Source organism: Pseudokineococcus sp. 5B2Z-1, assembly GCF_037482305.1.
Taxonomy (GTDB): domain Bacteria; phylum Actinomycetota; class Actinomycetes; order Actinomycetales; family Quadrisphaeraceae; genus Pseudokineococcus.
Genome location: NZ_JBBHZG010000004.1, coordinates 240,291 through 260,516, shown reverse-complemented (window position 1 = coordinate 260,516; position 20,226 = coordinate 240,291). Strand labels below are relative to the sequence as shown.

Genomic DNA, 20,226 nt, shown 5'->3' with positions numbered 1-20,226 from the left:
TGACGGCCCACCCGCGTGGGTCCCGTCAGCCGCGACCCACCTGCAGGCGCCGGCGTCCGGCGACGAGCAGCCCGAGGCCGAGGAGGAGGGCCAGGCCGCCGAGGGCGCCGCCGGCCGCGAGCTCGCCGCCCGTGCGGGGCAGGGCCGCCACCGGGGCCGTCGGGAGGGCACCGGCGGGGACGGCGGTCGTCGTCGTGGTGGGGCTCGCCGTGCTGAAGCTGTCCAGGAGGACGAGGCCGGGTGCCAGCTGCGTGCCCGCGGGCGCCGGTGCGGTCGTCGCGGCGAGCTCCATGGCCGGCGCCGGCGCCGGGGGGGTCGTCGCGGAGAAGGCCCGGGACGCGCGCAGCTCCTCGTCGGCGAGCTTCGCGGCGGCGGCCCGGGCGACGAGGTCCTCGCCGTCGGCGGGGCCGGGTGCCGGTGCGACCGCCGCGGCCACGAGGCCCTGGGTGCGCAGGACGTCCTCGGGCCCGTGGACGGGCGCCGGGGCGACGTCGTCGGCCGCGGGGGCGGGGGCGAGGACGGGGGACGGCGCCCCGGGCTCCTCGACGACGTCCGCGGACGGCGCCTCGGTGGGCTCCTCGAGCGGCGCGTCCTCGGACGGCGGCTCCACGGCCGGCGCGTCCTCGACCGGCGCCTCCTCGACCGGCGCCTCCTCGGCCGGCGCCTCCTCGGCCGGCGCCTCCTCGGCCGATGTCGGGCCGCTGACGGCGACGACGACGTCGGCGGGGTCGCCCACCAGCCCGTCGGCGTCGACGCCGGTGATGGAGCCGCGCAGCTCGCCCGCGGCCCCGGCGGGCACGGTGACGACGAGCTCGTCGCCCTCGACGGCGAGGGCGCCGCCGGCGTCGTCGAGCACGCTGACGACGACGCCCGTGCCGAGCACGGCGAGGGGCGCGCGCAGCACGTCGCCGGGGGCGCCGGCCAGCTCGACGGGGGCGACCACGGGCGCCACCGCCACGACGACCGGGGCGGGGTCGCCGACGACGCCGCCCGCCGAGGGCAGGACGGCGAGGGCGAGGGCGCCGCTCGTCCCGCGCGGGTCGACCTCCAGGCCGTCGGGCGTGACGGCGGCCGCGGCGCCGGTCGCGGGCTGCTGCACCGCGACGTCGACGTCGTCCGCCGCGAGCGGCAGGAGCACGGGGGCGTCGGCGCGGGTGGCGCCCGCCAGGCCGGGCAGCGACGGCGCCACGTCCACCGGGACGACGAGCGGGTCGCCGGCGGTGCCGTCCGCCGCCGTCGCGACGACGGTCACCGAGCTCGCGCCCGCGGCGGAGGCGGCGACGCGCAGGTCACCGGTGGCCGGGTCGACGTCGGCGACGACCGACGGGCCCGCCTCGACGGCGTAGCTCGCGCCGTCCTCGAGCGGGGGCAGCGGCACCGCGACGTCGGCGGTGCCGTCCGCCGCGAGCGGGAGGCGGAGGCGCTCGCCCGGGGCCAGCGGCGCGTCGCCGGCGACGTCGAGGACGACGCGCTCGGGGTCCGTCGCCGTGCCCGCCGCGCGGTCGACGGCGCGGCGCACGAGGACGAGGCGCCCGCGGTAGCCGGGGGCCACCTCGACGGACAGCTCGCCGGTGGCGGCGTCGACGGAGGCCGCGCGGACGAGCGAGGCGTCCGGCGTCCCCACGAGCTGCCACCGGGCGTCGTCGCCCGCGGCGGTCGCGGCGGGGACGACGACGGAGCCGCCGGGGAGGACGGTCGCGTCGGCGGGAGCGGCCTCGGCGTGCGCCGGCAGCGCGCCGAGGAGCAGGGACGCGAGGAGCGCGAGCCCGGCGAGGACGAGCGCCCGCACCCGACCGGCCGCAGCGGTCAGCCCGTTCGTGGCGGCCCTGCTCGTGGCGGCCCTGCTCGTGGCGGCTCTGCTCGTGGCGGCGCGGTCGGCGGGACCGGTCGTCTCGGCGGTGCGGCTCATGGCGGGCTCCTCGGGCGCGGGGACGTGCGGCGGCAGCAGCCGCCAGGTCCTCCATCGGCACGCCGGGCGCCGACTCGAGGGGTTCTCCGCGTCCGCCTCACCCGGCGCCCCGGACGGCGCCGGCGCGGCGCAGGTCCGTGGCGGCAGGTCCGTGGCGGCCGGGCGCCCGCGGAGCCCGCGCCACCGTCAGGCCCGGTGCGCGCCCTCGCCCGACGACCGCGAGGAGCGGGGCTCGGCGTCGACCTCGGCGTCGGTGCGCGCGTGGCGCGGCCGCGGCGCACCGGCGTCGCCGGGCCCCTCGACGGCCTCGGCGCGCTGGGCGCCCGTGCCGTCGGCCCCGTCTCCCCCGTCCGACGGGGCGGGGGCGGCGCTGCGGCGGTCACCGGCGGCGCCGTCGGAGCCGCCGAGGGCGGCGGCGCCCGCGAGCGCGGCGTCGGCGCCGGCGTCCCGGTCGTCCGGCGCGCTCGCCTCCGGCTGCGCGCCTGCACCTGCTCCAGGGCCCGCGTCCGCGCCGGCCCTGCCGTCGGCGGCGCGCGCCTGCAGGCCCGACTGCGAGCGCAGCTCCACCTGCGGCAGGAAGGCCATGACGACGATCCCGACCGCCACGACGCACGCCGCGATGAGGAGGACGGCGTCGATGGAGGTCGAGAAGCCGGCGCGGAAGGGCGCCGCGACGGCGTCGGGCAGCTGCTGGATGAAGGACGTGTCGGAGAGCGCGCCCTGCGCCGTCGGCACGTCCTGCAGCCGCGACGCGAGCTGCGGGTCGGCCGCGGCGGCCTCCTGCACCGAGCTGCGGATGTCGCCCGGCAGCCGGGTGAAGAGCACCGAGAGGAAGACCGCGGTGCCGAGCGTGCCGCCCATCTGGCGGAAGAAGGTGACCGACGACGTCGCGACGCCCGTCTGGCGCGGGCCCGCGGCGTTCTGCACCGCCAGCACGACCGGCTGGAAGTTGAAGCCGAGGCCGAGGCCGGTGAGGACCATGAAGGGCACGAGCTGCCAGTAGGGCGTGTCGGCGCCGATGACGCGCGACAGCGAGAGCAGCGCGACGGTGAGCAGGACGGCGCCCGTCACGGGGAAGACCTTGTAGCGGCCGGTGCGGGAGATGGCGATGCCGGAGGACAGCGCGCCGGTCATGATCCCGAGCACGAGCGGCACCATCTGCAGCCCGGCCTCGGTGGGCGTGCTGCCCCCGACGATCTGCAGGTACTGCGGCAGCAGCAGCAGCCCGCCGAACATGCCCATGCCGACGACGACGCTGCCGAGGCCGCCGACGAGGAAGGTGCGGTTGGCGAACAGCGCGAGCGGCAGCAGCGCGTCGTCCCCGATGCGCCGCTCGGCCAGCACGAAGGCCACGAGACCGACGGCGCCGAGGCCGTAGGCGAGCAGCGCGCCCCCGCTGCCCCAGCCCCAGGAGCGGCCCTGCTCGGCGACGACGAGGAGCGGCACGAGGAACAGCACGAGCGCGAGGGCGCCGGCCACGTCGATGCGGTGCTCGCGCCGCTCGTGCGGCAGGTGCAGGACCCGGGCGACGACGGCGAAGGCGAGCAGCCCGAGCGGCACGTTGACCCAGAAGATCCACCGCCAGCCGTCGAGACCGAGGATCTCGGTGCGGCCCGCGAAGAAGCCGCCGATCACCGGCCCGAGGACGCTCGAGGTGCCGAAGACGGCCATGAAGTAGCCCTGGTAGCGCGAGCGCTCCCGCGGCGGCACGAGGTCGGCGATGATCGCCAGCGCCAGCGACATGAGGCCGCCGGCGCCGACGCCCTGCACGGCGCGCCAGGCGGCCAGCTCGTACATCGACGTCGAGACGCCGCACAGCGCCGAGCCGAGGACGAAGACGGCGATGGCCCCGAGGTAGAACGGCCGGCGGCCGTAGATGTCGGAGAGCTTGCCGTACAGCGGCGTCGAGATCGTCGAGGTGATGAGGAAGGCCGTGGTGGCCCAGGCCTGGAGGTCGTAGCCCTGCAGGTCGTCCGCGATGGTGCGGATGGCCGTGGAGACGACCGTCTGGTCGAGCGCCGCGAGGAACATCCCGAGCATGAGGCCGCCGAGGACGGTGAGGACCTGGCGGTGGGAGAAGCCGCCGTCCTCGCCCGCCGGCGCGCTCGCGGCGGCGCGCTGCCGACGGCGCTCCTGCGCGGCGTCGGCCCGCTGCTGCCGCTCCGGCGGGGTGGGCGCGGGGTCTCCCCCGGTGGGGGCGGTGGCGGGGCTGGTGCGGCTCATGGCGGTCCTCGCGAGCGGTCGGCGGGAGGGACGTCCCCCGAGCGCAGAGGGTAGGTGCCCACGGCACCCGACCGCCCCCGGTCCCGGGCCCCTCGCCCTCGTCCGCGCACCTGCGCTCGGAGACGCACGGGGACGGGTCGGGGCGAGCGGGGCGACCCTGACGAGACGCAGGTCACCCGCTGTCCCTACGCTGGGGCCCGCCAGAGCCGCCCGAGTCCGCCAGAGCGCCCCGAGGAGTCCTCTTGTCCACCACCGCCACCACGGGTCGACCCCAGGGCCGCACCACCGGCCGACCGAAGGTCGTCGTGCTCGGCGCCGGGTTCGCCGGCCTGTCGGCCGTCCGCGAGCTCGACGGTGTCGACGCCGACGTCCTCCTCGTCGACAAGAACGCCTACAACACCTTCCAGCCGCTGCTCTTCCAGGTCTCCACCGGCGGGCTCAACCCCGGTGACGTCACCTACTCGCTGCGCACCTTCACCGGCGGTCGCCGTCGCGTCGGCTTCCGCCAGGGCACGGCCACCGGCGTCGACGCCGAGAACAAGGTCCTGCGCATGGAGGGCGGCGACGACGTCGCCTACGACTACCTCATCGTCTCCAGCGGCATCGCGGCGAACTACTTCGGCATCCCCGGCGCCGAGGAGCACACGCTGACGATGTACACGCGCAACGGCGCCGTCGAGGTGCGCGACCGCCTCATGACGGCGTTCGAGACGGCCGCCAAGCACACCGGCGGGGAGCCGCCGTGCATCGTCGTCGTCGGCGGCGGCGCCACCGGCACCGAGATGGCCGGCGCCATCGCCGAGCTCCGCAACACCTACGTGGCGGAGAACTACCCCGAGCTCGACCCCTCGCGCGTGCGGGTCGTCTGCATCGAGATGCTCGACTTCGTCCTGGCGCCCTTCGACGACTCGCTGCGCCAGTACGCCCGCCGCTCGCTCGAGCAGCGCGGCGTCGAGCTGCGGCTCGGCTCGGCCGTCGCCGAGGTCCGCGAGGACGTCGTCCTGCTCAAGGGCGGCGAGGAGATCCCCTCGGCCCTCACCATCTGGACGTCCGGCGTCTCCGCGCCGAAGTCGCTGTCGGAGTGGGGCTTCCCCCAGGGCCGCGGCGGCCGGCTGCAGACCGACCCCGACCTGCGCATCCAGGGCAGCGACGCCGTCTTCGCCGTCGGCGACGTCGGCGCGGTCGACGGTGCGCCCCTGCCGCAGCTGGCGCAGCCCGCCATCCAGACGGGCAAGCACGCCGCCGCCAACGTCAAGAAGCTCCTCGCCGGCCAGCCGACCGAGGCCTTCTCCTACAGCGACAAGGGCACGATGGCGATCGTCGGCCGCTACAGCGCCGTCGCCGACATCAAGTGGCCCTTCAAGGGCAAGTTCACCGGCGCGATCGGCTGGCTCATGTGGATGGGGCTGCACATCACGCTGCTGCACTCCTTCCGCAACCGCCTGGCCGCGCTGACGAACATCGCCTCGCACTACGTCTCCCGCTCCGGCATGCAGAACGTCATCGTCGGCGAGCCCCGCCGGGTGCCGCAGGCCGGCCGGCACGAGTCCGACGAGCCGAAGGCCGAGCGCGACCCGCAGCTCGAGAAGCAGGCCGGCCGCGCCGCCTGAGGCGCCCTCCCCCGCGTCACCGGGCGCTGACCGCGCCCTCCCGGACCGCCCGCGGCACCCGCCGCGGGCGGTCCGCTGCGTCCGGGGTCGCCCGTCCGCGCGCCCGCACCCCGGGCCACTTCCCCGGGCCCCGACCACCCCGCGCCCACCGCCGCCGCGGGCGTCCCCGGGCGGGGGGACTCCCCCGAGCGGCCGGTGCGGGCCGCGCCCGGCCGTTAGGGTCGACGGGCACGGGGGCGCTCGGCCCCCTCGGCCGCCGCGGGGCGGTGGCGCGAGGAGGAGGTGGACGTGGAGGCACCGGCGCAGGCACCGGCCTCGCTGCTGCGGGCCCTCGACAGCGCCCGCGACGGCCTGGTGGTCGTCGACCCCTCCGACGTCGTCACCTACGCCAACCAGGGCGCCGTGGCCGTCCTGGGCGGCGCCGTCGCCGACGTCGTCGGCCACCACCTCGACGACCTGCGGCCCGCGCGCGACGGCCTGCTGCGGACGGCGATCGCCACGGCGCGCGCAGTCGAGGAGCCCACGCCCTTCGACGGCTACGACTCCGGGCTCGAGCTGTGGCTCGAGGGCGAGGCGACGGCCGGCGACGACGGCGAGGTCGTCCTCGCGGCCCGCACGACCGACGCGCGGCGCGCCCGCGACCGCCAGGCGGCGCGCCTCACCGAGGACCTCGAGCGCGCGCTCGACCGCGCGCACCTCCTGCTGCGCCTGTCCGAGGCCGTCGCCCGGCCGCGGACCGTGGCCGAGGTGGCCGACGTCGTCGCGCGCGTCGCCCTCTCCGGCTTCGACGCGAGCTTCGCCGGCATCGCGCTCATCGCCGCCGACGAGCGGTCCATGAGCTACGTGAGCCTGGCCCCGCTGCCGGAGGAGACCGCCGAGGCCTGGGCCGTCTTCCCCTTCGAGGCGCACACGCCGCCGTCGACGACGGCGCGCACGGGCCGCGCGCACCTGCACGAGAGCCGCGAGGAGGCCCTCGCCGACTTCCCCGACCTCGGGCCGGACCTCGAGACGGCCGGCGTGCACGCCCTGGCCCACCTGCCCCTCATCGCGGGCGACGCCGTGCTCGGCACCCTCGCCGTCACGTGGGCGGAGGAGCACGCGATGAGCCGCGAGGAGCGGGGCCTGCTGTCGGTCTTCGCCGGCTACACGGCGCAGGCCATCCAGCGCGCCACGCTGCTGGAGCAGCGCCAGCACGTCGCCGAGACGCTGCAGCGGGCGATGCTCACCGACCTCCCGCAGCGCGACGGCCTCGAGCTCGCGGCGCTGTACCGCACGGCGGCGCGCACGGCCCGCGTGGGCGGGGACTGGTACGACGCGCTGGACGCCCCCGACGGGGGCACCACCCTCGTCATCGGCGACGTCGCCGGCCACGACGTCGGAGCGGCCGCGACGATGGGCCAGCTCCGCTCGATGCTCCGCGGGTTCGCGGCCGACCGGGTGGAGCCGCCGTCGGCGCTCCTGCAGCGCCTCGACCGGGCCATGGACCGGCTGCACCCGGGCCGCACCGCCACGGCGGTGGTGCTCCACGTCGAGCAGCCCGCCGACGACGCGCCGTGCTCGCGGACGCTGCGCTGGAGCCGGGCCGGGCACCCCGCGCCCCTGCTGCGGCGCGCCGACGGCGAGGTCCTGGACCTCCGCGGCGCCGGCGACCTCATGCTCGGCGTCCTGCCCGAGCTCGCGCGCGGGGACACCGAGGTCGCCCTCGAGCCGGGCGCCACGGTGCTGCTCTACACCGACGGGCTCGTGGAGCGCCGCGACCTCGGCGTCCGCGAGGGCACGGCCGCGCTCGAGGCGGCGCTCGCCGAGCTGGGCGACCTGCCCCTGCCCGAGCTCCTCGACCAGCTCGTCGTGCGGCTCGCGCTCGACGCCGAGGACGACGTCGCCCTGCTGGCCGTGCGGCTGCACGACGACGCGCCGCCCGCTCCCACCGCCTGATCCCACCGCTGGAGCCCGGGACGGGGGGACAGCCGCCGGGTCGGTGGGTCAGCGCGGGGTCAGTGCTTCTCGCGGCGCCGCTTGCGCGAGGCGGCGCGGCTCGCGGAGTCCAGCGCCCTGGTGACGCCGCTCTCGCCGCGGCTGGCGCGGAGCCGGCCGGCGAGGTGGCCGAGGAGCTTCCCGGCGAGCGGGAGCGCCACGGCGACGAGGACCCAGCGGCGGAACATGGTCACGAGGAAGGGCACGGTGTCCTCCTGGGTAGGGGGTCGTGATGACCCTCGGGTCGAGGTCGATGCTGCGGACGGGTGACGGACGCCGTCGCCGCGCGCCCGGCCCCCGTACCGCCGACCCCCGTGTCTACCGAGCCGCGGGCGCCGGCGCGCGGCGGAAGTCCGTCGACCGGGGCCCGGGGCCGCTGGGACCATGGGGCCCATGAGCGCCACCCTCGTGGCCCGGGGCCTCGCCGCCGGGCACGCCGACCGCACCCTCTTCTCCGGGCTGGACCTCGTCGTCGCGCCCGGCGACGTCGTCGGGCTCGTCGGCGCCAACGGGGCGGGCAAGTCGACGCTGCTGCGGATGCTCGCGGGCGTCGACGAGCCGCAGGAGGGCTCGGTCACGACGACGCCGCCCGGCGCCGTCCGGGGGTGGCTGCCGCAGGAGGTCGAGCGCCGCGCCGACGAGGACGTCCTCGCGCACCTGGCCCGGCGCACGGGCGTCGCCGCGGCGCAGGAGGCGATGGACGCGGGCGCCGCGGCCCTGGCGGAGGGCGCGCCGGACGCCGACGACGCCTACGCCGAGGCGCTCGAGCGCTGGCTCGCCCTCGGCGGCGCGGACCTCGAGGAGCGCACCGGCGCCGTGCTCGCCGACCTCGGGCTCGACGTCGCCACCTCGGCGGCCATGACGTCCCTGTCCGGCGGTCAGGCGGCGCGGGTGGGCCTGGCGGCGCTGCTGCTCTCGCGGTTCGACGTCGTCCTGCTCGACGAGCCGACGAACGACCTCGACCTCGACGGGCTCGCCCGCCTCGAGCGCTTCCTCGTCGAGCAGCGGGCCGGCGTCGTGCTCGTCAGCCACGACCGCGAGCTGCTCTCGCGCGTCGTCACCCGCGTCGTCGAGCTCGACCTCGCCCAGCAGCAGGTCAGCGTCTTCGGCGGCGGGTACGACGCCTACCTCGAGGAGCGGGCGACGGCCCGACGGCACGCGCGCGAGGCGTACGAGGAGTACGACGACCGTCGCCAGGCGCTCACCGACCGCGCCCGCACGCAGCGGAACTGGCTCGCCAAGGGCGTGCGCGACGCCGTGAAGAAGAAGAGCGACGGCGACAAGCACATCACCCACAAGGCGCGCGAGGGCTCGGAGAAGCAGGCCGCCAAGGCGCGCCAGACCGAGCGGATGCTCGAGCGGCTCGACGTCGTCGACGAGCCGCGCAAGGAGTGGGAGCTGCGGTACGAGATCGCCGCGGCGCCGCGCTCGGGGTCGGTCGTCGCCGTGCTCCGGGGCGCCGTCGTCCGGCGGGGCTCGTTCACGCTCGGGCCGCTGGACCTGCAGGTCGACGTCGGGGACCGCATCGGCGTCACCGGCCGCAACGGCTCGGGCAAGACGACGCTGCTCGGCGCGCTGCTGGGGCGCACCCCGCTCGACGAGGGCGACGGCGGGCTGGGCTCGGGGGTCGCCGTCGGCGAGGTCGACCAGGCGCGGCGGTCGCTGGGCGCGGTGGCGCTGCAGGGAGCGGGCGCCGGTGCCGCCGCCGGGAGCGGCCCAGGGGCGGCGCCGTCGGTGCTCGACGCCGTCGCGGCGCACGTCCCGGACTGGCCGACGGCCGACGTCCGGACCCTGCTCGCCAAGTTCGGCCTGCGCGCCGACCACGTGCTGCGGCCCGTGGCGACGCTCTCCCCCGGCGAGCGCACGCGCGCCGCGATGGCGCTGCTGCAGGCCCGCGGGGTCAACCTGCTCGTCCTCGACGAGCCGACCAACCACCTCGACCTGCCCGCCATCGAGCAGCTCGAGGCGGCCCTCGACGCCTACACGGGCACGCTCCTGCTCGTCACCCACGACCGCCGGATGCTCGACGCCGTGCAGCTCACCCGCCGCTGGGACGTCGCGGCGGGCGCCGTCACCGAGCGCTGACCCCGCCGCGCGGACACCGCACGTCGTCGTCACATCGCCGCCGAGGGGCGCCCCTCGAGGGCACTTCGCCGTCGAAGTGCCGCTGTGAGAGGCCCCTGAAGGCACTTCGTCGTCAGAGTGCGGCGTGAGGCGCCCCTCAGGGGCACTTCGACGACGAGGTGCGGGGGGGTGGGGCAGGTCAGACGTGGGGCCAGCCGGCGAGCAGACGCCGCGGGACGTGGCAGGTGACCACCCAGTTCGGCGCGTCGACGACCTCGGACACGCGCAGGTCGGCCGCCAGGGACAGCAGGAGGTAGGCGTCCTCGCGGCTCGTGCCGCGCTCCTCGACGAGCAGGTCCACGGCCTGGCGGACGGCGTCGCGCGCGCCCTCCACGAGGTCCGGCCCGACGCCGGTCGTCGCGACCGTCGTCTCCAGCCGGAGGCTCTGCCGGTCGGTGATGACGACGGGCGAGCGCGGCGCCCGCCCGGGCGCGACGGTGAGGCGCACCCGCACGACGGCGGAGGTCTCGACGCCGGTGCCGCAGACCTCGCCGTCGCCCATGACGGCGTGGACGTCGCCGAGCGAGAAGAGGGCTCCCTCGACGCCCACCGGCAGGACGACGCGGGCGCCCGGTCCCACGTCGCGGACGTCCAGGTTTCCGCCCCACCGCGTCGGCGGGATCACGGGGTGCGGGCCGGGCTCGGGCGGGGCGACGCCGAGCGTCCCGACCATCGGCGAGAGCGGCAGGACGACGTCGGGCAGCAGCTGGACCCCGCCGCCCCCGGGCGTGGAGTCGACGGCCGACGTCCGCAGGTACGGCTCGGGGAAGTCGTCGGCGAGCAGGCCGAAGCCGGGGATGAGCGCCGTCCACCCCCACGTGTCGAGGCCGATGGACAGCACGTCGACGACGAGCGCGTCCCCCGGACGGGCGCCCTCGACGGCGAACGGCCCGACGACGGGGTTGAGCGAGGTCATGTCGAGGGAGAGGAGCTCGTCGGCCGTGCTGTCGGGCCGGAGCTGGCCCCCGGAGGCCTCCTGGGCGACGACCTCCACCTCGTCGCCCGAGGCGACGACGGACAGGGGCTCGAGCGAGGCGTCCCAGACGGCGTGGGACCGGCGGTGGTGCGGGCCGCGGGGCAGGGGCAGCGGGCTCACGGGGCCTGCTCTCCGGGGCCGGGGCGGCCCCTCGTCGGGCCCCGCGCGGTGCCGGGGCGTCAGTCGAACTGGACGGCGAGCACGGGGCAGGGGGCGTCGAGCAGCACGCGCTGCGACGTGCTGCCCATGATCATCTTGCCGACGGGTGAGCGACGGCGCAGCCCGATGACGACGAGGTCGGCGCCGACCTCCTCGACGAGGTCGAGCAGCGTGTCGGCCGGCGTCTCGTCGCCCGCGCCCCGGCGGACCTCGTGCTCGACCCCCGCGGCGGCCAGCGCCTCGTCGAGGTGCTGCAGGTCGTCGGCGTCGGCGACGAAGTCCTGCGCGAACTCGGCGGCGCGCGGCACGTTGAGCGCGACCAGCCGCGTACCGCGCGCCCGGGCCTCAGCGATGGCGCGCTCGAGCACGACCCGACCCTCGGGGCTGGGGACGTAGCCGACCACGACGCTCACGGGGCCTCCTCGCAGGGGACGGTGGCGCCCGCCTCGGCGCCCAGGACGGCGGCCCCCGGACGACGCCGCAGCACGTCGGCTCGGACGCACGCCGGAGGGTCGCCCGACCCTAGGACATGCCCCGCCGCCGACGCACCGCCCGGCCCGCGCCGCCCCCGCCCCGCTCGGCCCCGCGCCGCCCCCGGGCGCCGCGCGCACGGCGCGGTGCGACGCTGGACCAGGCGCCCCCGCTCGCGGGCGAGCGCCCCCGGCGCGCCGCGCGGGGCGTGCGTCGCCCCGCCGCGCCCCGCGCGGCCCGGGTCAGCCCGCCCGGCCGGGCGGCGCCCGCCCCCGGACGGGTGGTCCCTGCGCCGGACCCGAGGGCGCCTGCGACCATCGGCGCGTGACGACGAGGGACCCGGCGGGTCCGCACGAGGAGCCCGCGGACGGCCACGGCGCGGGCGCGGACCCCACCCCGCCCGGCACGCGGGACGACGGCCCGCTCGTCCTCGGCCCCCTGCTGCGGCACGTCGACAGCACGAGCGCCACGGTGTGGGTGGAGGCGGCGCGCCGCGGCGAGGTCGTCGTCCGGGCCGGGGACGCCGTCGGCCGCGACCGCACGGTGACGGTCGGCGGCCACCACTACGCGCTGGTCGTCGTCGAGGGCCTGGAGCCGGACCGGCAGGTGCCCTACGTCGTCGAGCTCGACGGCGAGCGGGCGTGGCCGCTGCCCGACGACCCCCGCCCGGCCCCGACCGTGCGGCCCCTGCCGGCGCCCGGCGGCGAGACCCGCAGCACGGGCGGCGACCCGCGGCTGCGCATCGCCCTCGGCTCCTGCCGCGTCGACCGTCCCATGGAGCCGCCGTTCACCCGGACGGCGCAGGAGCACCCCGAGGGCGTCGGCGTCGACGCGCTCGTCGCCCTGTCCGCCGAGTGCCAGGCCGGCCGCGAGCTGCCGGACCTCCTCCTGCTCCTGGGCGACCAGGTCTACGCCGACGAGGGCCTGTCGCCGTACCTGCGGACGCGCATCCGCGAGAAGCGCGGGGACGCCGAGCCGCAGGACGAGATCGGCGACTTCGAGGAGTACACCTGGCTCTACCGCGAGAGCTGGGCCGACCCGGAGGTGCGCTGGCTGCTCGCCACGACGCCGACGGCGATGATCTTCGACGACCACGACGTCCGCGACGACTGGAACACCTCGCGCACGTGGCGCGAGCAGGTCCAGCGGCTGCCGTGGTGGCGCGAGCGCATCGTGGGCGCCTACGCGGCGTACTGGCTGCACCAGCACCTGGGCAACCTCATGCCGTCGCGGCTCGCCGAGGACGAGCTGTGGGCCCGCGTGCGCGAGGTCGGCCGCGAGGGCGACGCCGCCGAGGTCCTGCGGGAGTTCGCCGCCGCCGCGGACGAGCAGATCGACGGCGGCGGCACCTCGGAGTGGTCGTACGTCCGCGACATGGGGCGCACGCGCCTCGTCGTCGTCGACACCCGCTCGGGCCGGGTGCTCTCCGAGGAGCACCGCTCGATGCTCGACGAGCAGGAGTGGGCCGACGTCGAGGAGCACCTCACCGGCGACGTCGACCACCTGCTCGTCGCCGCCTCGCTGCCGGTGCTGCTCGAGCCGGCGCTGCACGACGTCGAGCTGTGGAACGCCGAGACGGCGTCGGCGGGCGCGTGGGGCGAGCGCTTCCGCCCGCACGCCGAAGCCATCCGCCAGGCGGTGGACCTCGAGCACTGGGGCGCCTTCGAGTCCTCCTTCCACCGGCTCGTCGACCGCCTGGGCGACGTCGCGGCCGGCCGGCTCGGGCGGGCGCCGAGCTCGGTGCTCCTGCTCTCGGGCGACGTCCACCACGGCTACGTGGCGCCGCTGCGCTACCCCGTCGAGCGCGGCGTGCGCTCGCCCGTCGTCCAGGTGGTCAGCTCGCCGCTGCGCAACGCCCTGCCGAAGGGCCTGACGACGACCTTCCGGGTGCTGCACACGGCGCCCGCGCGGCTGCTCGGCCGCCTGCTGCGGCGCTCGGTCGGCGCGGCCCCGCTCGACGTCTCCTGGCGCTCGACCACCGGGCCGATGTTCGGCAACGGCTTCGCCACGCTGGAGCTCACCGGCCCCGGCGCCCGCGTCGTCTTCGAGAAGGCCGAGCCGGGCCGGGGGCCGGGCACCGAGGTGCGGCGCCCGGACGACGTCCGCCTGCGGCACGACCGCGAGGTGCTGCTCGCCTGAGCCCGGACGCCGTCGAGACGGAGCCCGTGGTCACCGAGGGGTCCCGCGGGTGACCACAACCTCCTTCTCGACGGCGGGCCGGCCGCGGGTGCGGCCGCCCCGGTCACCAGCCCCAGGTGCCGGGGCCGCCCTTGAAGGGGCCGACGACGTCGTCCGTCACCCAGCCGCCGTAGAAGCCGCCCTCCTGCGGGCGCACGCGCTCGCCGTCGACCGTCGCGACGACCTGCGACGGCGTGAAGGCGACGGCGCCCGCGAGGTCGCGGAAGCGCGACGTCGGGTCCTCGTAGCTCCACGCCGCCGCGCGGCGGGGCTCACGGCCACCGGGTTCCGCGACGTCCCAGTACGTCGCCCGCCCCTTCCACTCGCACGTCGTCGCCGGGGCGTCCGAGAGGGCGAGGACGCCGTCGGCGACGTCCTCGCGCGGCACGTACCAGGTCGGCGGGTGGCTCGTCTCGAGCACGCGCCAGGCGCGGCGGGTCGTCGCGAGCAGGGGGCCGTCGTCGGACAGGCGCACCTCGACGAGGCGCTCGCTGCGGACGAGGGCGGGCGGGCGCGGGTAGTCCCAGACGGACTCCTGGCCGGGGCCCGGGGGCACGGGCTGAGGACGGCGGGCGGGGCTCACGACGAGCAGTCTGCGCCGCCGGCGGGGCACCGGCGCGGGCGGGCGCTGCCGACCGGGGCGTGCGAGCGTGGCGGGCGGCGACGACGGCGGCCGCCCGCTCCGGCGGGCGACCGGAGCGGCGCTCCGCCGGCGGACGAGCGCTCCGGTCGGCGCGGAGCGACCCTCCGGACGGCCCGTCCCGCGACGGCTGCTTGTGCGCTCAACTAGATCGACGTACCGTCATCGGCGGCGCCACCGACGTCGCCGACACCGACCACGGACCGCCGACCGGCGGTCACGACCGGTCGACCGGCGGACGTCGCCGCGTCGGCGAGGAGATCCCATGACGCACCACCGCAGCAAGCGCACCGACCTCGGCCTCCTGGCGCTGCGCGCCGGCGTCGGCGGCACGCTCTTCGCCCACGGCGCCCAGAAGCTCTTCGGCTGGTTCGGCGGCTACGGCCTCGAGGCCACCGGCGGGGCCATGGAGTCCATGGGCTTCGCCCCCGGCAAGCGCAGCGCCCTCATGGCGGGCCTCGGCGAGGCGGGCGGCGGCGCGGCCCTCGCGCTGGGCCTCGCGACGCCGGCGGCCGGCGCCGCGGCCGCCGCCACCATGACGACGGCCGGCACCGTGCACGGCCCCGCCGGCTTCTGGGTGACCGACGGCGGCTTCGAGTACAACGCCGTCCTCGCGACGGTCGGCTCGGCCCTCGCCGTCGCCGGCCCGGGCCGCTACTCCCTCGACCACGCCCTGGGCCACAAGCTCGACAAGCCGTGGATGGCCGCCGTCACGCTGCCGCTCTTCGGCCTGGCCGCCGCCCACGTCATCACCCAGCGCCGCAAGGCCGTCGCCGCGGCCGCCGCGCAGCAGCAGACGACCGAGGCCGAGCAGGTCGCCGCCGCCGAGCAGGCGGAGTCCACCGGCGCCTGATCGCCACCGCGCGGGGCGGGCCGTCAGCCGCCCGCCCCGCGCGCGCTCCGGGGCGAACAGGCGACGACTCGCCCCCTCGTGCACGGGTGCGACGTCGTCCACCATGGACGCCAGGCCACCCCCGCAGGAGGACGTCGNTGTCCCTCCCCCCCCCCCCCCCCCCCCCCCGCGCTCCGGGGCGAACAGGCGACGACTCGCCCCCTCGTGCACGGGTGCGACGTCGTCCACCATGGACGCCAGGCCACCCCCGCAGGAGGACGTCGTGAGCGACCTCGACACCCGCCCCACCGAGCACGCGGTGCCCGCCGAGCCGATGGGCGCGGCCGGAGGTCCGCGGCGCGAGCTCCTCACCGCCCGCAAGGTGCCGCTGGGCGGCGTCCGGGGCACGGAGGTCGAGCGGACCCTCCCCCAGCGCGACGTCCCGACCGTCGGCGCGTGGTGCTTCGTCGACCGGTACGGCCCGTCGACGGCGCCCATGCGCGTCCTTCCCCACCCGCACACCGGGCTGCAGACCGTCACGTGGCCGCTGTCCGGCCCGATCCGCCATCGCGACAGCACCGGCAGCGACGTCGTCGTGCGCCCCGGCGAGCTCGACCTCATGACCGCCGGGCACGGCGTCTCGCACTCGGAGATCGCCGACGACGGCGCCGAGCTCTCCGGCGTCCAGCTGTGGATCGCCCTGCCGGACGAGGTGCGCCACCAGGCCCCGCGCTTCGAGCAGCACCGTCGCCTGCCCGTGCTCGAGGGGCCGGCGTCGTCGAGCACGGTCATGGTCGGGCGGCTCGGTGACGCGGAGTCCCCGGCGCTCGTCCACACCCGCGCGCTCGCGGCCGACGTCGCGCTGCGCCCGGGCACCTCCGTGCTGCCGCTCGACCCGCGCGACGAGCACGCCGTCCTCCTCTTGACGGGCGACCCCGCCGACCTCGACGTCGACGGCGCGCCCCTGCTGCCGGACGGCGCCCGCCCCGGCCTGCTGCACCTCGGCACCGGCCGCACCGAGCTCGCGCTCGAGGTCCGGGGCGACGTGCGCGTGCTCCTGCTCGGCGGCGAGCCCTTCCGCGAGGACCTCCTCATGTGGTGGAACCTCGTCGCCCGCACGCACGAGGAGGTCGTGGCCGCCCGCGAGGAGTGGGAGGAGCGCAGCGCCCGCTTCGGCGTCGTCGCGGGCCACGGCGACGCGCGCATCCCCGCCCCGCCGCTGCCGGGCGTGCGGCTGGTGCCGCGGCGGCGCCGGGACTGACGGACCGCCCGGCGCCCGGTCGGTCAGCCCGGGACGACGAGCACGTCGCACCGGAGGCCGGGGGCCCGGCCGAGGCGGGCGTCTCCCGTGACCAGGGCGCCCCCCAGCTCCTCCGCCAGCGCGACGTACGTGGCGTCGTAGGCGGTGACGTTCCCGCGCAGCTCCCACACCCGGTCGAGCAACCCCACCGCGGGGTGCCGCGTCACCCCCAGGCGACCCCACGTGACCAGGGCGCGCCGGCCGTCGTCGACGGCGAGGCGCCCGGCCGAGACGTGCCGGCGCAGGACGCTCGCCACCTCGCTGTCCGCCAGGTGGGGCACGTGGAGGACCTCGGTCGCCATGAGCGCACGGGCGTCCCCGTCACCGAGGAGCCCGTGCACCGCCGCCGAGGCGTCGAGCACGACGGCCACCGGTCAGCGTCCCTCGCGCGCCGCGTCCAGGGCGTCGACCGAGTCGGACGGCCGGACGCCGAGGTCCGGGAGGTCGTGCAGCAGCGCGGGGTTGTCGACGCGACGCGTCGAGCTCGCGAGCTCGCGCAGCGCGACGGCGTTGACCGACGTGGCCTCCCGCTCCGCGAGGCGACGGAGGCGGTCGACGACCTCGTCGGGGACGTTCCGCAGGTACAGGGTCGCCATGTCGCAAAACGCTAGCAGCGTTGGGATGGCGGGCGGATACAGAGCCGCACACGCGGCTCTAGGCTGGCTCTCGTGCCGCACTTCCGGATCCGCGACGCCGCCGATCTCCTCGGCGTCAGCGACGACACCGTGCGCCGCTGGGTCGACACGGGTGCGCTCGACGCGACCAAGGACGACGCCGGCCGTCTCGTCGTCGACGGCGCCGCCCTCGCCGCGCACGCCCGCGAGCACGCCGGCGCCCCGGCGAGCGACCCGACCGGCGTCGCGCGCTCGGCGCGCAACCGCTTCGTCGGGCTCGTGACCCGCGTCGTCGTCGACGGCGTCATGGCGCAGGTGGAGGTGCAGTGCGGCCCGCACGCCGTCGTCTCGCTCATGAGCGCCGACGCCGCCCGCGAGCTGGCGCTCGAGCCGGGCACGGTCGCCGTCGCCGTCGTCAAGGCGACGACGGTCGTCGTCGAGACCCCGCGAGGCGCGTCGTGAGGCGGGTGCTGCCCGGCCTCGCGGCGGCCGTCCTGCTCCTCGCCGCGTGCGGGAGCGACGGCGACGCCCCGCCCGACACCGCCCCCGCGGGGGCGACCGCCCCCGCCCCCGCCGCCGACGACCTCGACGGCACGCTCACCGTCTTCGCCGCGGCGTCGCTCACGGAGGTCGTCGGCGAGCTCGCGACGGTCATGGAGCAGGAGCACCCCCGCCTCACCGTGCGGACGTCCTTCGCCGGCTCCTCCGACCTCGCCGCGCAGGTCGAGCAGGGCGCGCCCGCGGACGTCCTCGCGACGGCCGACGAGCGCACGATGCAGCGGGTCGTCGACGCCGGGCTCGCCGCGGACCCGGCGCCGTTCGCGACGGGCACGCTCGTCGTCGTCACGCCGCCCGACGACCCCGGCGGCGTCGCCTCCTTCGCCGACCTCGCCCGCCCCGGCCTGGCCGTCGTCGTCTGCGCGCCGCAGGTGCCGTGCGGCGCGGCGACGGCGCGGCTCGAGCAGCTGACGGGCACCGCGCTGTCCCCGGTCAGCGAGGCCGGCTCCGTCACCGACGTCCTCGGCGCGGTGACGAGCGGGCAGGCCGACGCCGGCGTCGTCTACGCCACCGACGCGCGGCGGGCGGGCGACGCCGTCCGCACCGTCGAGGTGCCCGCGGCGGACGGCGCGGTGAACACCTACCCCGTCGCGGTGCTCGACGACGCCGCCGAGCCGGAGGCCGCGCGGACCTTCGTCGACCTCCTCACCGGGCCCGAGGGGCGAGAGGTCCTGGCAGAGGCGGGCTTCGGCGCGCCCGACGGGTCGTGAGCCCGGTCCCGCGCACGGCAGGGCGGCGTCCCGCGAGCGCCGGCGCCGAGCTGCCGCGCTGGGTGCTCGTGCCCGCGGCGGTCGGCGCCCTGCTCGTGCTGCTGCCGCTCGCGGCGCTCGTGCTGCGGGTCGACTGGGCCGAGCTCCCGGCGCTGCTGACGAGCGAGGCCTCCCGCGCGGCGCTGGCCCTCAGCCTGCGCACGTCGGCCGCGGCGACGGCGCTGTGCGTGCTGCTCGGGGTGCCGATGGCGCTCGTCCTGGCGCGCACGTCGCTGCCCGGGCTGCGGGTGCTGCGCTCCCTCGTGCTCCTGCCGCTCGTCCTGCCCCCGGTCGTCGGCGGGCTCGCGCTGCTCTACGCCTTCGGCCGGCGCGGCCTGCTCGGCGGACAGCTCGAGGCGCTCGGCGTCTCGGTGGCCTACACGACGGCGGCGGTCGTGCTCGCGCAGACCTTCGTCGCGCTGCCCTTCCTCGTCGTCAGCCTCGAGGGGGCGCTGCGGACGGCGGGCCACCGCCACGAGGAGGTCGCCGCCGTCCTCGGCGCGGGCCCGTGGACGGTGCTGCGGCGCGTGACGCTGCCCGTCGTCCTGCCCGGCCTCGCCTCGGGGGCGGTGCTGTCCTTCGCGCGGGCGCTCGGAGAGTTCGGCGCCACCCTGACCTTCGCCGGCAGCCTGCAGGGCACGACGCGGACGCTCCCCCTCGAGGTCTACCTGCAGCGCGAGACCGACCCGGACGCCGCCGTCGCCCTCGCGCTGCTCCTCGTCGTCGTCGCCGCGGTGGTCGTCGTGGCCGTGCGCGGGCGGCCGGCGCTGTGAGCGGCCGCGACGTCGCCGGCCTCGCCCTGCGCACCGCCGTGGACGCGCGGGGTCTCGACATCGACCTGGCGGTCGCCCCCGGCGAGGTCGTCGCCCTCCTCGGCCCGAACGGCGCGGGGAAGTCGACGGCGCTGAGCCTCGTCGCCGGGCTGCTGCGCCCCGACCGGGGGCGCGTCGTGCTCGACGGCGAGGTCCTCGCCGAGGCCGGCGACGACGGCGCGGCGCGCACGTGGGTGCCGCCGCACCGGCGTCGCACCGCGCTGCTCGCGCAGGACCCGCTGCTCTTCGGCCACCTCACCTCCCTCGAGAACGCCGCCTTCGCACCACGAGCCCGCGGGGCTGGCCGGACCGACGCCCGCGCGACGGCGAGGCGCTGGCTCGACCGGGTCGGCGCCGGCGACCTCGCCGACCGCCGGCCCGCGCAGCTGTCCGGGGGGCAGGCGCAGCGGGTCGCGCTCGCGCGGGCGCTCGCCGCCGAGCCGCGGCTGCTCCTGCTCGACGAGCCGCTCGCCGCCCTCGACGTCGCCGCGGCCCCGGCGCTGCGCCAGCTGCTGCGCGAGGTCCTGCGGGCGGAGGGCCGCTCCGCCCTGCTCGTCACGCACGACCCGCTCGACGTCCTCGCCCTCGCCGACCGCGCCGTCGTCCTCGAGCGCGGCCGCGTCGTCGAGGCCGGGCCCGCCGCCGACGTCCTCGCCACCCCCCGCAGCGCCTTCGCCGCGCGCCTGTCCGGGCTCACCGTCCTGCGCGGCACCGCGGAGGAGGGCGGGCTGCGCACGGACGACGGCCGCCTCGTCCCCGGCCGCCTCGCCGACGGCTGCCGGCCCGGCGACGCCGCGCTCGTGCACCTGGCGCCGGACGACCTCGTGCCCGCCGCGGGCGACAGCGCTGCCCCCGTCCGCACGACGGTGGCCGGGCTCGAGCCGCGAGGCGGCGTCGTCCTCGTGCGTGGGGCGGACGCCGACGACGGGTGGCCGGGCGCCGTCGTCGCGCTCCCCGCCGGCCGTGCTGCAGCCCTCGGCCCCGGCGACCGCCTGGAGCTCGACCTCGGGGCAGCAGCGACCGTCCGGGCGGGCACGCCCGAGAGCCGCCGCGGGGGACCTGTTCGACGCTCGTGACCGTGCACGACCACCTCCGTC

General features: G+C 77.9%; 18 protein-coding genes. 10 read left to right on the top strand and 8 right to left on the bottom strand.

Annotation, left to right across the window (positions count from 1 at the left end):
• Window positions 1-25 precede the first annotated feature (25 nt).
• Complete coding sequence (locus WDV85_RS11985) at window positions 26-1,909, bottom strand: hypothetical protein (RefSeq protein WP_339570830.1); 1,884 nt, start codon at window positions 1,907-1,909, stop codon at window positions 26-28.
• A 186-nt stretch (window positions 1,910-2,095) separates the two neighbouring features.
• A complete protein-coding gene (locus WDV85_RS11980; RefSeq protein ID WP_339570829.1) occupies window positions 2,096-4,132 on the bottom strand; it encodes an MDR family MFS transporter in 2,037 nt (678 codons plus the stop codon).
• 242 nt (window positions 4,133-4,374) lie between these two features.
• Between WDV85_RS11980 and WDV85_RS11975 the strand changes: the two genes are divergently transcribed.
• Both WDV85_RS11975 and WDV85_RS11970 read left to right on the top strand, forming a co-directional pair.
• Window positions 4,375-5,742 (top strand): NAD(P)/FAD-dependent oxidoreductase, encoded by a 1,368-nt coding sequence (locus tag WDV85_RS11975; RefSeq protein ID WP_339570828.1) that lies wholly within the window; start codon window positions 4,375-4,377, stop codon window positions 5,740-5,742.
• A gap of 288 nt (window positions 5,743-6,030) precedes the next feature.
• Window positions 6,031-7,677: a SpoIIE family protein phosphatase gene (locus WDV85_RS11970; RefSeq protein ID WP_339570827.1), complete on the top strand. Its 1,647-nt coding sequence runs from the start codon at window positions 6,031-6,033 to the stop codon at window positions 7,675-7,677.
• 59 nt (window positions 7,678-7,736) lie between these two features.
• Here the strand turns inward: WDV85_RS11970 and WDV85_RS11965 are convergent, their stop codons facing one another.
• The gene (locus WDV85_RS11965; RefSeq protein ID WP_339570826.1) at window positions 7,737-7,922 is read right to left on the bottom strand and encodes a hypothetical protein; all 186 of its coding nucleotides are present in this window, start codon (window positions 7,920-7,922) and stop codon (window positions 7,737-7,739) included.
• Between the two features lie 187 nt (window positions 7,923-8,109).
• On the opposite strand from WDV85_RS11965, the gene WDV85_RS11960 reads away from it, so the two are divergent.
• A complete protein-coding gene (locus tag WDV85_RS11960) occupies window positions 8,110-9,801 on the top strand; it encodes an ABC-F family ATP-binding cassette domain-containing protein (RefSeq protein WP_339570825.1) in 1,692 nt (563 codons plus the stop codon).
• A gap of 178 nt (window positions 9,802-9,979) precedes the next feature.
• Here the strand turns inward: WDV85_RS11960 and WDV85_RS11955 are convergent, their stop codons facing one another.
• Both WDV85_RS11955 and WDV85_RS11950 read right to left on the bottom strand, forming a co-directional pair.
• The gene (locus WDV85_RS11955) at window positions 9,980-10,936 is read right to left on the bottom strand and encodes an acetamidase/formamidase family protein (RefSeq protein ID WP_339570824.1); all 957 of its coding nucleotides are present in this window, start codon (window positions 10,934-10,936) and stop codon (window positions 9,980-9,982) included.
• Window positions 10,937-10,995: 59 nt separating this feature from the next.
• Window positions 10,996-11,388: a universal stress protein gene (locus WDV85_RS11950; protein WP_298805338.1), complete on the bottom strand. Its 393-nt coding sequence runs from the start codon at window positions 11,386-11,388 to the stop codon at window positions 10,996-10,998.
• A gap of 382 nt (window positions 11,389-11,770) precedes the next feature.
• Between WDV85_RS11950 and WDV85_RS11945 the strand changes: the two genes are divergently transcribed.
• Window positions 11,771-13,585 carry an alkaline phosphatase D family protein gene (locus tag WDV85_RS11945; protein ID WP_339570823.1) on the top strand — a complete coding sequence of 605 codons (1,815 nt, stop codon included), beginning with the start codon at window positions 11,771-11,773 and terminating at the stop codon, window positions 13,583-13,585.
• 103 nt (window positions 13,586-13,688) lie between these two features.
• Here WDV85_RS11945 and WDV85_RS11940 read toward each other — a convergent pair whose 3' ends face one another.
• Window positions 13,689-14,207 carry a DUF427 domain-containing protein gene (locus WDV85_RS11940; protein ID WP_339570822.1) on the bottom strand — a complete coding sequence of 173 codons (519 nt, stop codon included), beginning with the start codon at window positions 14,205-14,207 and terminating at the stop codon, window positions 13,689-13,691.
• A gap of 322 nt (window positions 14,208-14,529) precedes the next feature.
• On the opposite strand from WDV85_RS11940, the gene WDV85_RS11935 reads away from it, so the two are divergent.
• Together WDV85_RS11935 and WDV85_RS11930 are read left to right on the top strand one after the other, a co-directional pair.
• Window positions 14,530-15,117 (top strand): DoxX family protein, encoded by a 588-nt coding sequence (locus tag WDV85_RS11935; RefSeq protein ID WP_339570821.1) that lies wholly within the window; start codon window positions 14,530-14,532, stop codon window positions 15,115-15,117.
• A 262-nt stretch (window positions 15,118-15,379) separates the two neighbouring features.
• On the top strand, window positions 15,380-16,357 hold the full coding sequence (locus tag WDV85_RS11930; RefSeq protein ID WP_339570820.1) for a pirin family protein: 978 nt from the start codon (window positions 15,380-15,382) through the stop codon (window positions 16,355-16,357).
• A gap of 23 nt (window positions 16,358-16,380) precedes the next feature.
• On the opposite strand, the gene WDV85_RS11925 is transcribed toward WDV85_RS11930, so the two are convergent.
• On the bottom strand, window positions 16,381-16,767 hold the full coding sequence (locus tag WDV85_RS11925; RefSeq protein WP_298805326.1) for a type II toxin-antitoxin system VapC family toxin: 387 nt from the start codon (window positions 16,765-16,767) through the stop codon (window positions 16,381-16,383).
• 3 nt (window positions 16,768-16,770) lie between these two features.
• On the bottom strand, window positions 16,771-16,992 hold the full coding sequence (locus tag WDV85_RS11920; RefSeq protein ID WP_339570819.1) for a FitA-like ribbon-helix-helix domain-containing protein: 222 nt from the start codon (window positions 16,990-16,992) through the stop codon (window positions 16,771-16,773).
• Between the two features lie 72 nt (window positions 16,993-17,064).
• On the opposite strand from WDV85_RS11920, the gene WDV85_RS11915 reads away from it, so the two are divergent.
• The 4 genes from WDV85_RS11915 to WDV85_RS11900 are packed head-to-tail and all read left to right on the top strand — an operon-like array spanning window position 17,065 to window position 20,205.
• Window positions 17,065-17,472: a TOBE domain-containing protein gene (locus WDV85_RS11915; RefSeq protein WP_339570818.1), complete on the top strand. Its 408-nt coding sequence runs from the start codon at window positions 17,065-17,067 to the stop codon at window positions 17,470-17,472.
• Entirely contained in the window at window positions 17,469-18,278 is an 810-nt protein-coding gene (gene modA / locus WDV85_RS11910; protein WP_339570817.1) for a molybdate ABC transporter substrate-binding protein, read from the top strand. Before WDV85_RS11915 ends, modA begins: the two co-directional genes overlap by 4 nt.
• Window positions 18,275-19,090: an ABC transporter permease gene (locus WDV85_RS11905; RefSeq protein WP_339570816.1), complete on the top strand. Its 816-nt coding sequence runs from the start codon at window positions 18,275-18,277 to the stop codon at window positions 19,088-19,090. The genes modA and WDV85_RS11905 overlap by 4 nt, the downstream gene beginning before the upstream one ends.
• Window positions 19,087-20,205 carry a sulfate/molybdate ABC transporter ATP-binding protein gene (locus WDV85_RS11900; protein WP_339570815.1) on the top strand — a complete coding sequence of 373 codons (1,119 nt, stop codon included), beginning with the start codon at window positions 19,087-19,089 and terminating at the stop codon, window positions 20,203-20,205. Before WDV85_RS11905 ends, WDV85_RS11900 begins: the two co-directional genes overlap by 4 nt.
• Window positions 20,206-20,226: the final 21 nt, after the last annotated feature.

Excerpts from the sequence above, each read along its gene's own strand:
- WDV85_RS11985 (WP_339570830.1), bottom strand. The coding sequence starts at position 1,909 with ATGAGCCGCACCGCCGAGACGACCGGTCCCGCCGACCGCGCCGCCACG.
- WDV85_RS11980 (WP_339570829.1), bottom strand. The coding sequence starts at position 4,132 with ATGAGCCGCACCAGCCCCGCCACCGCCCCCACCGGGGGAGACCCCGCG.
- WDV85_RS11960 (WP_339570825.1), top strand. The coding sequence starts at position 8,110 with ATGAGCGCCACCCTCGTGGCCCGGGGCCTCGCCGCCGGGCACGCCGAC.
- WDV85_RS11935 (WP_339570821.1), top strand. The coding sequence starts at position 14,530 with ATGACGCACCACCGCAGCAAGCGCACCGACCTCGGCCTCCTGGCGCTG.
- WDV85_RS11920 (WP_339570819.1), bottom strand. The coding sequence starts at position 16,992 with ATGGCGACCCTGTACCTGCGGAACGTCCCCGACGAGGTCGTCGACCGC.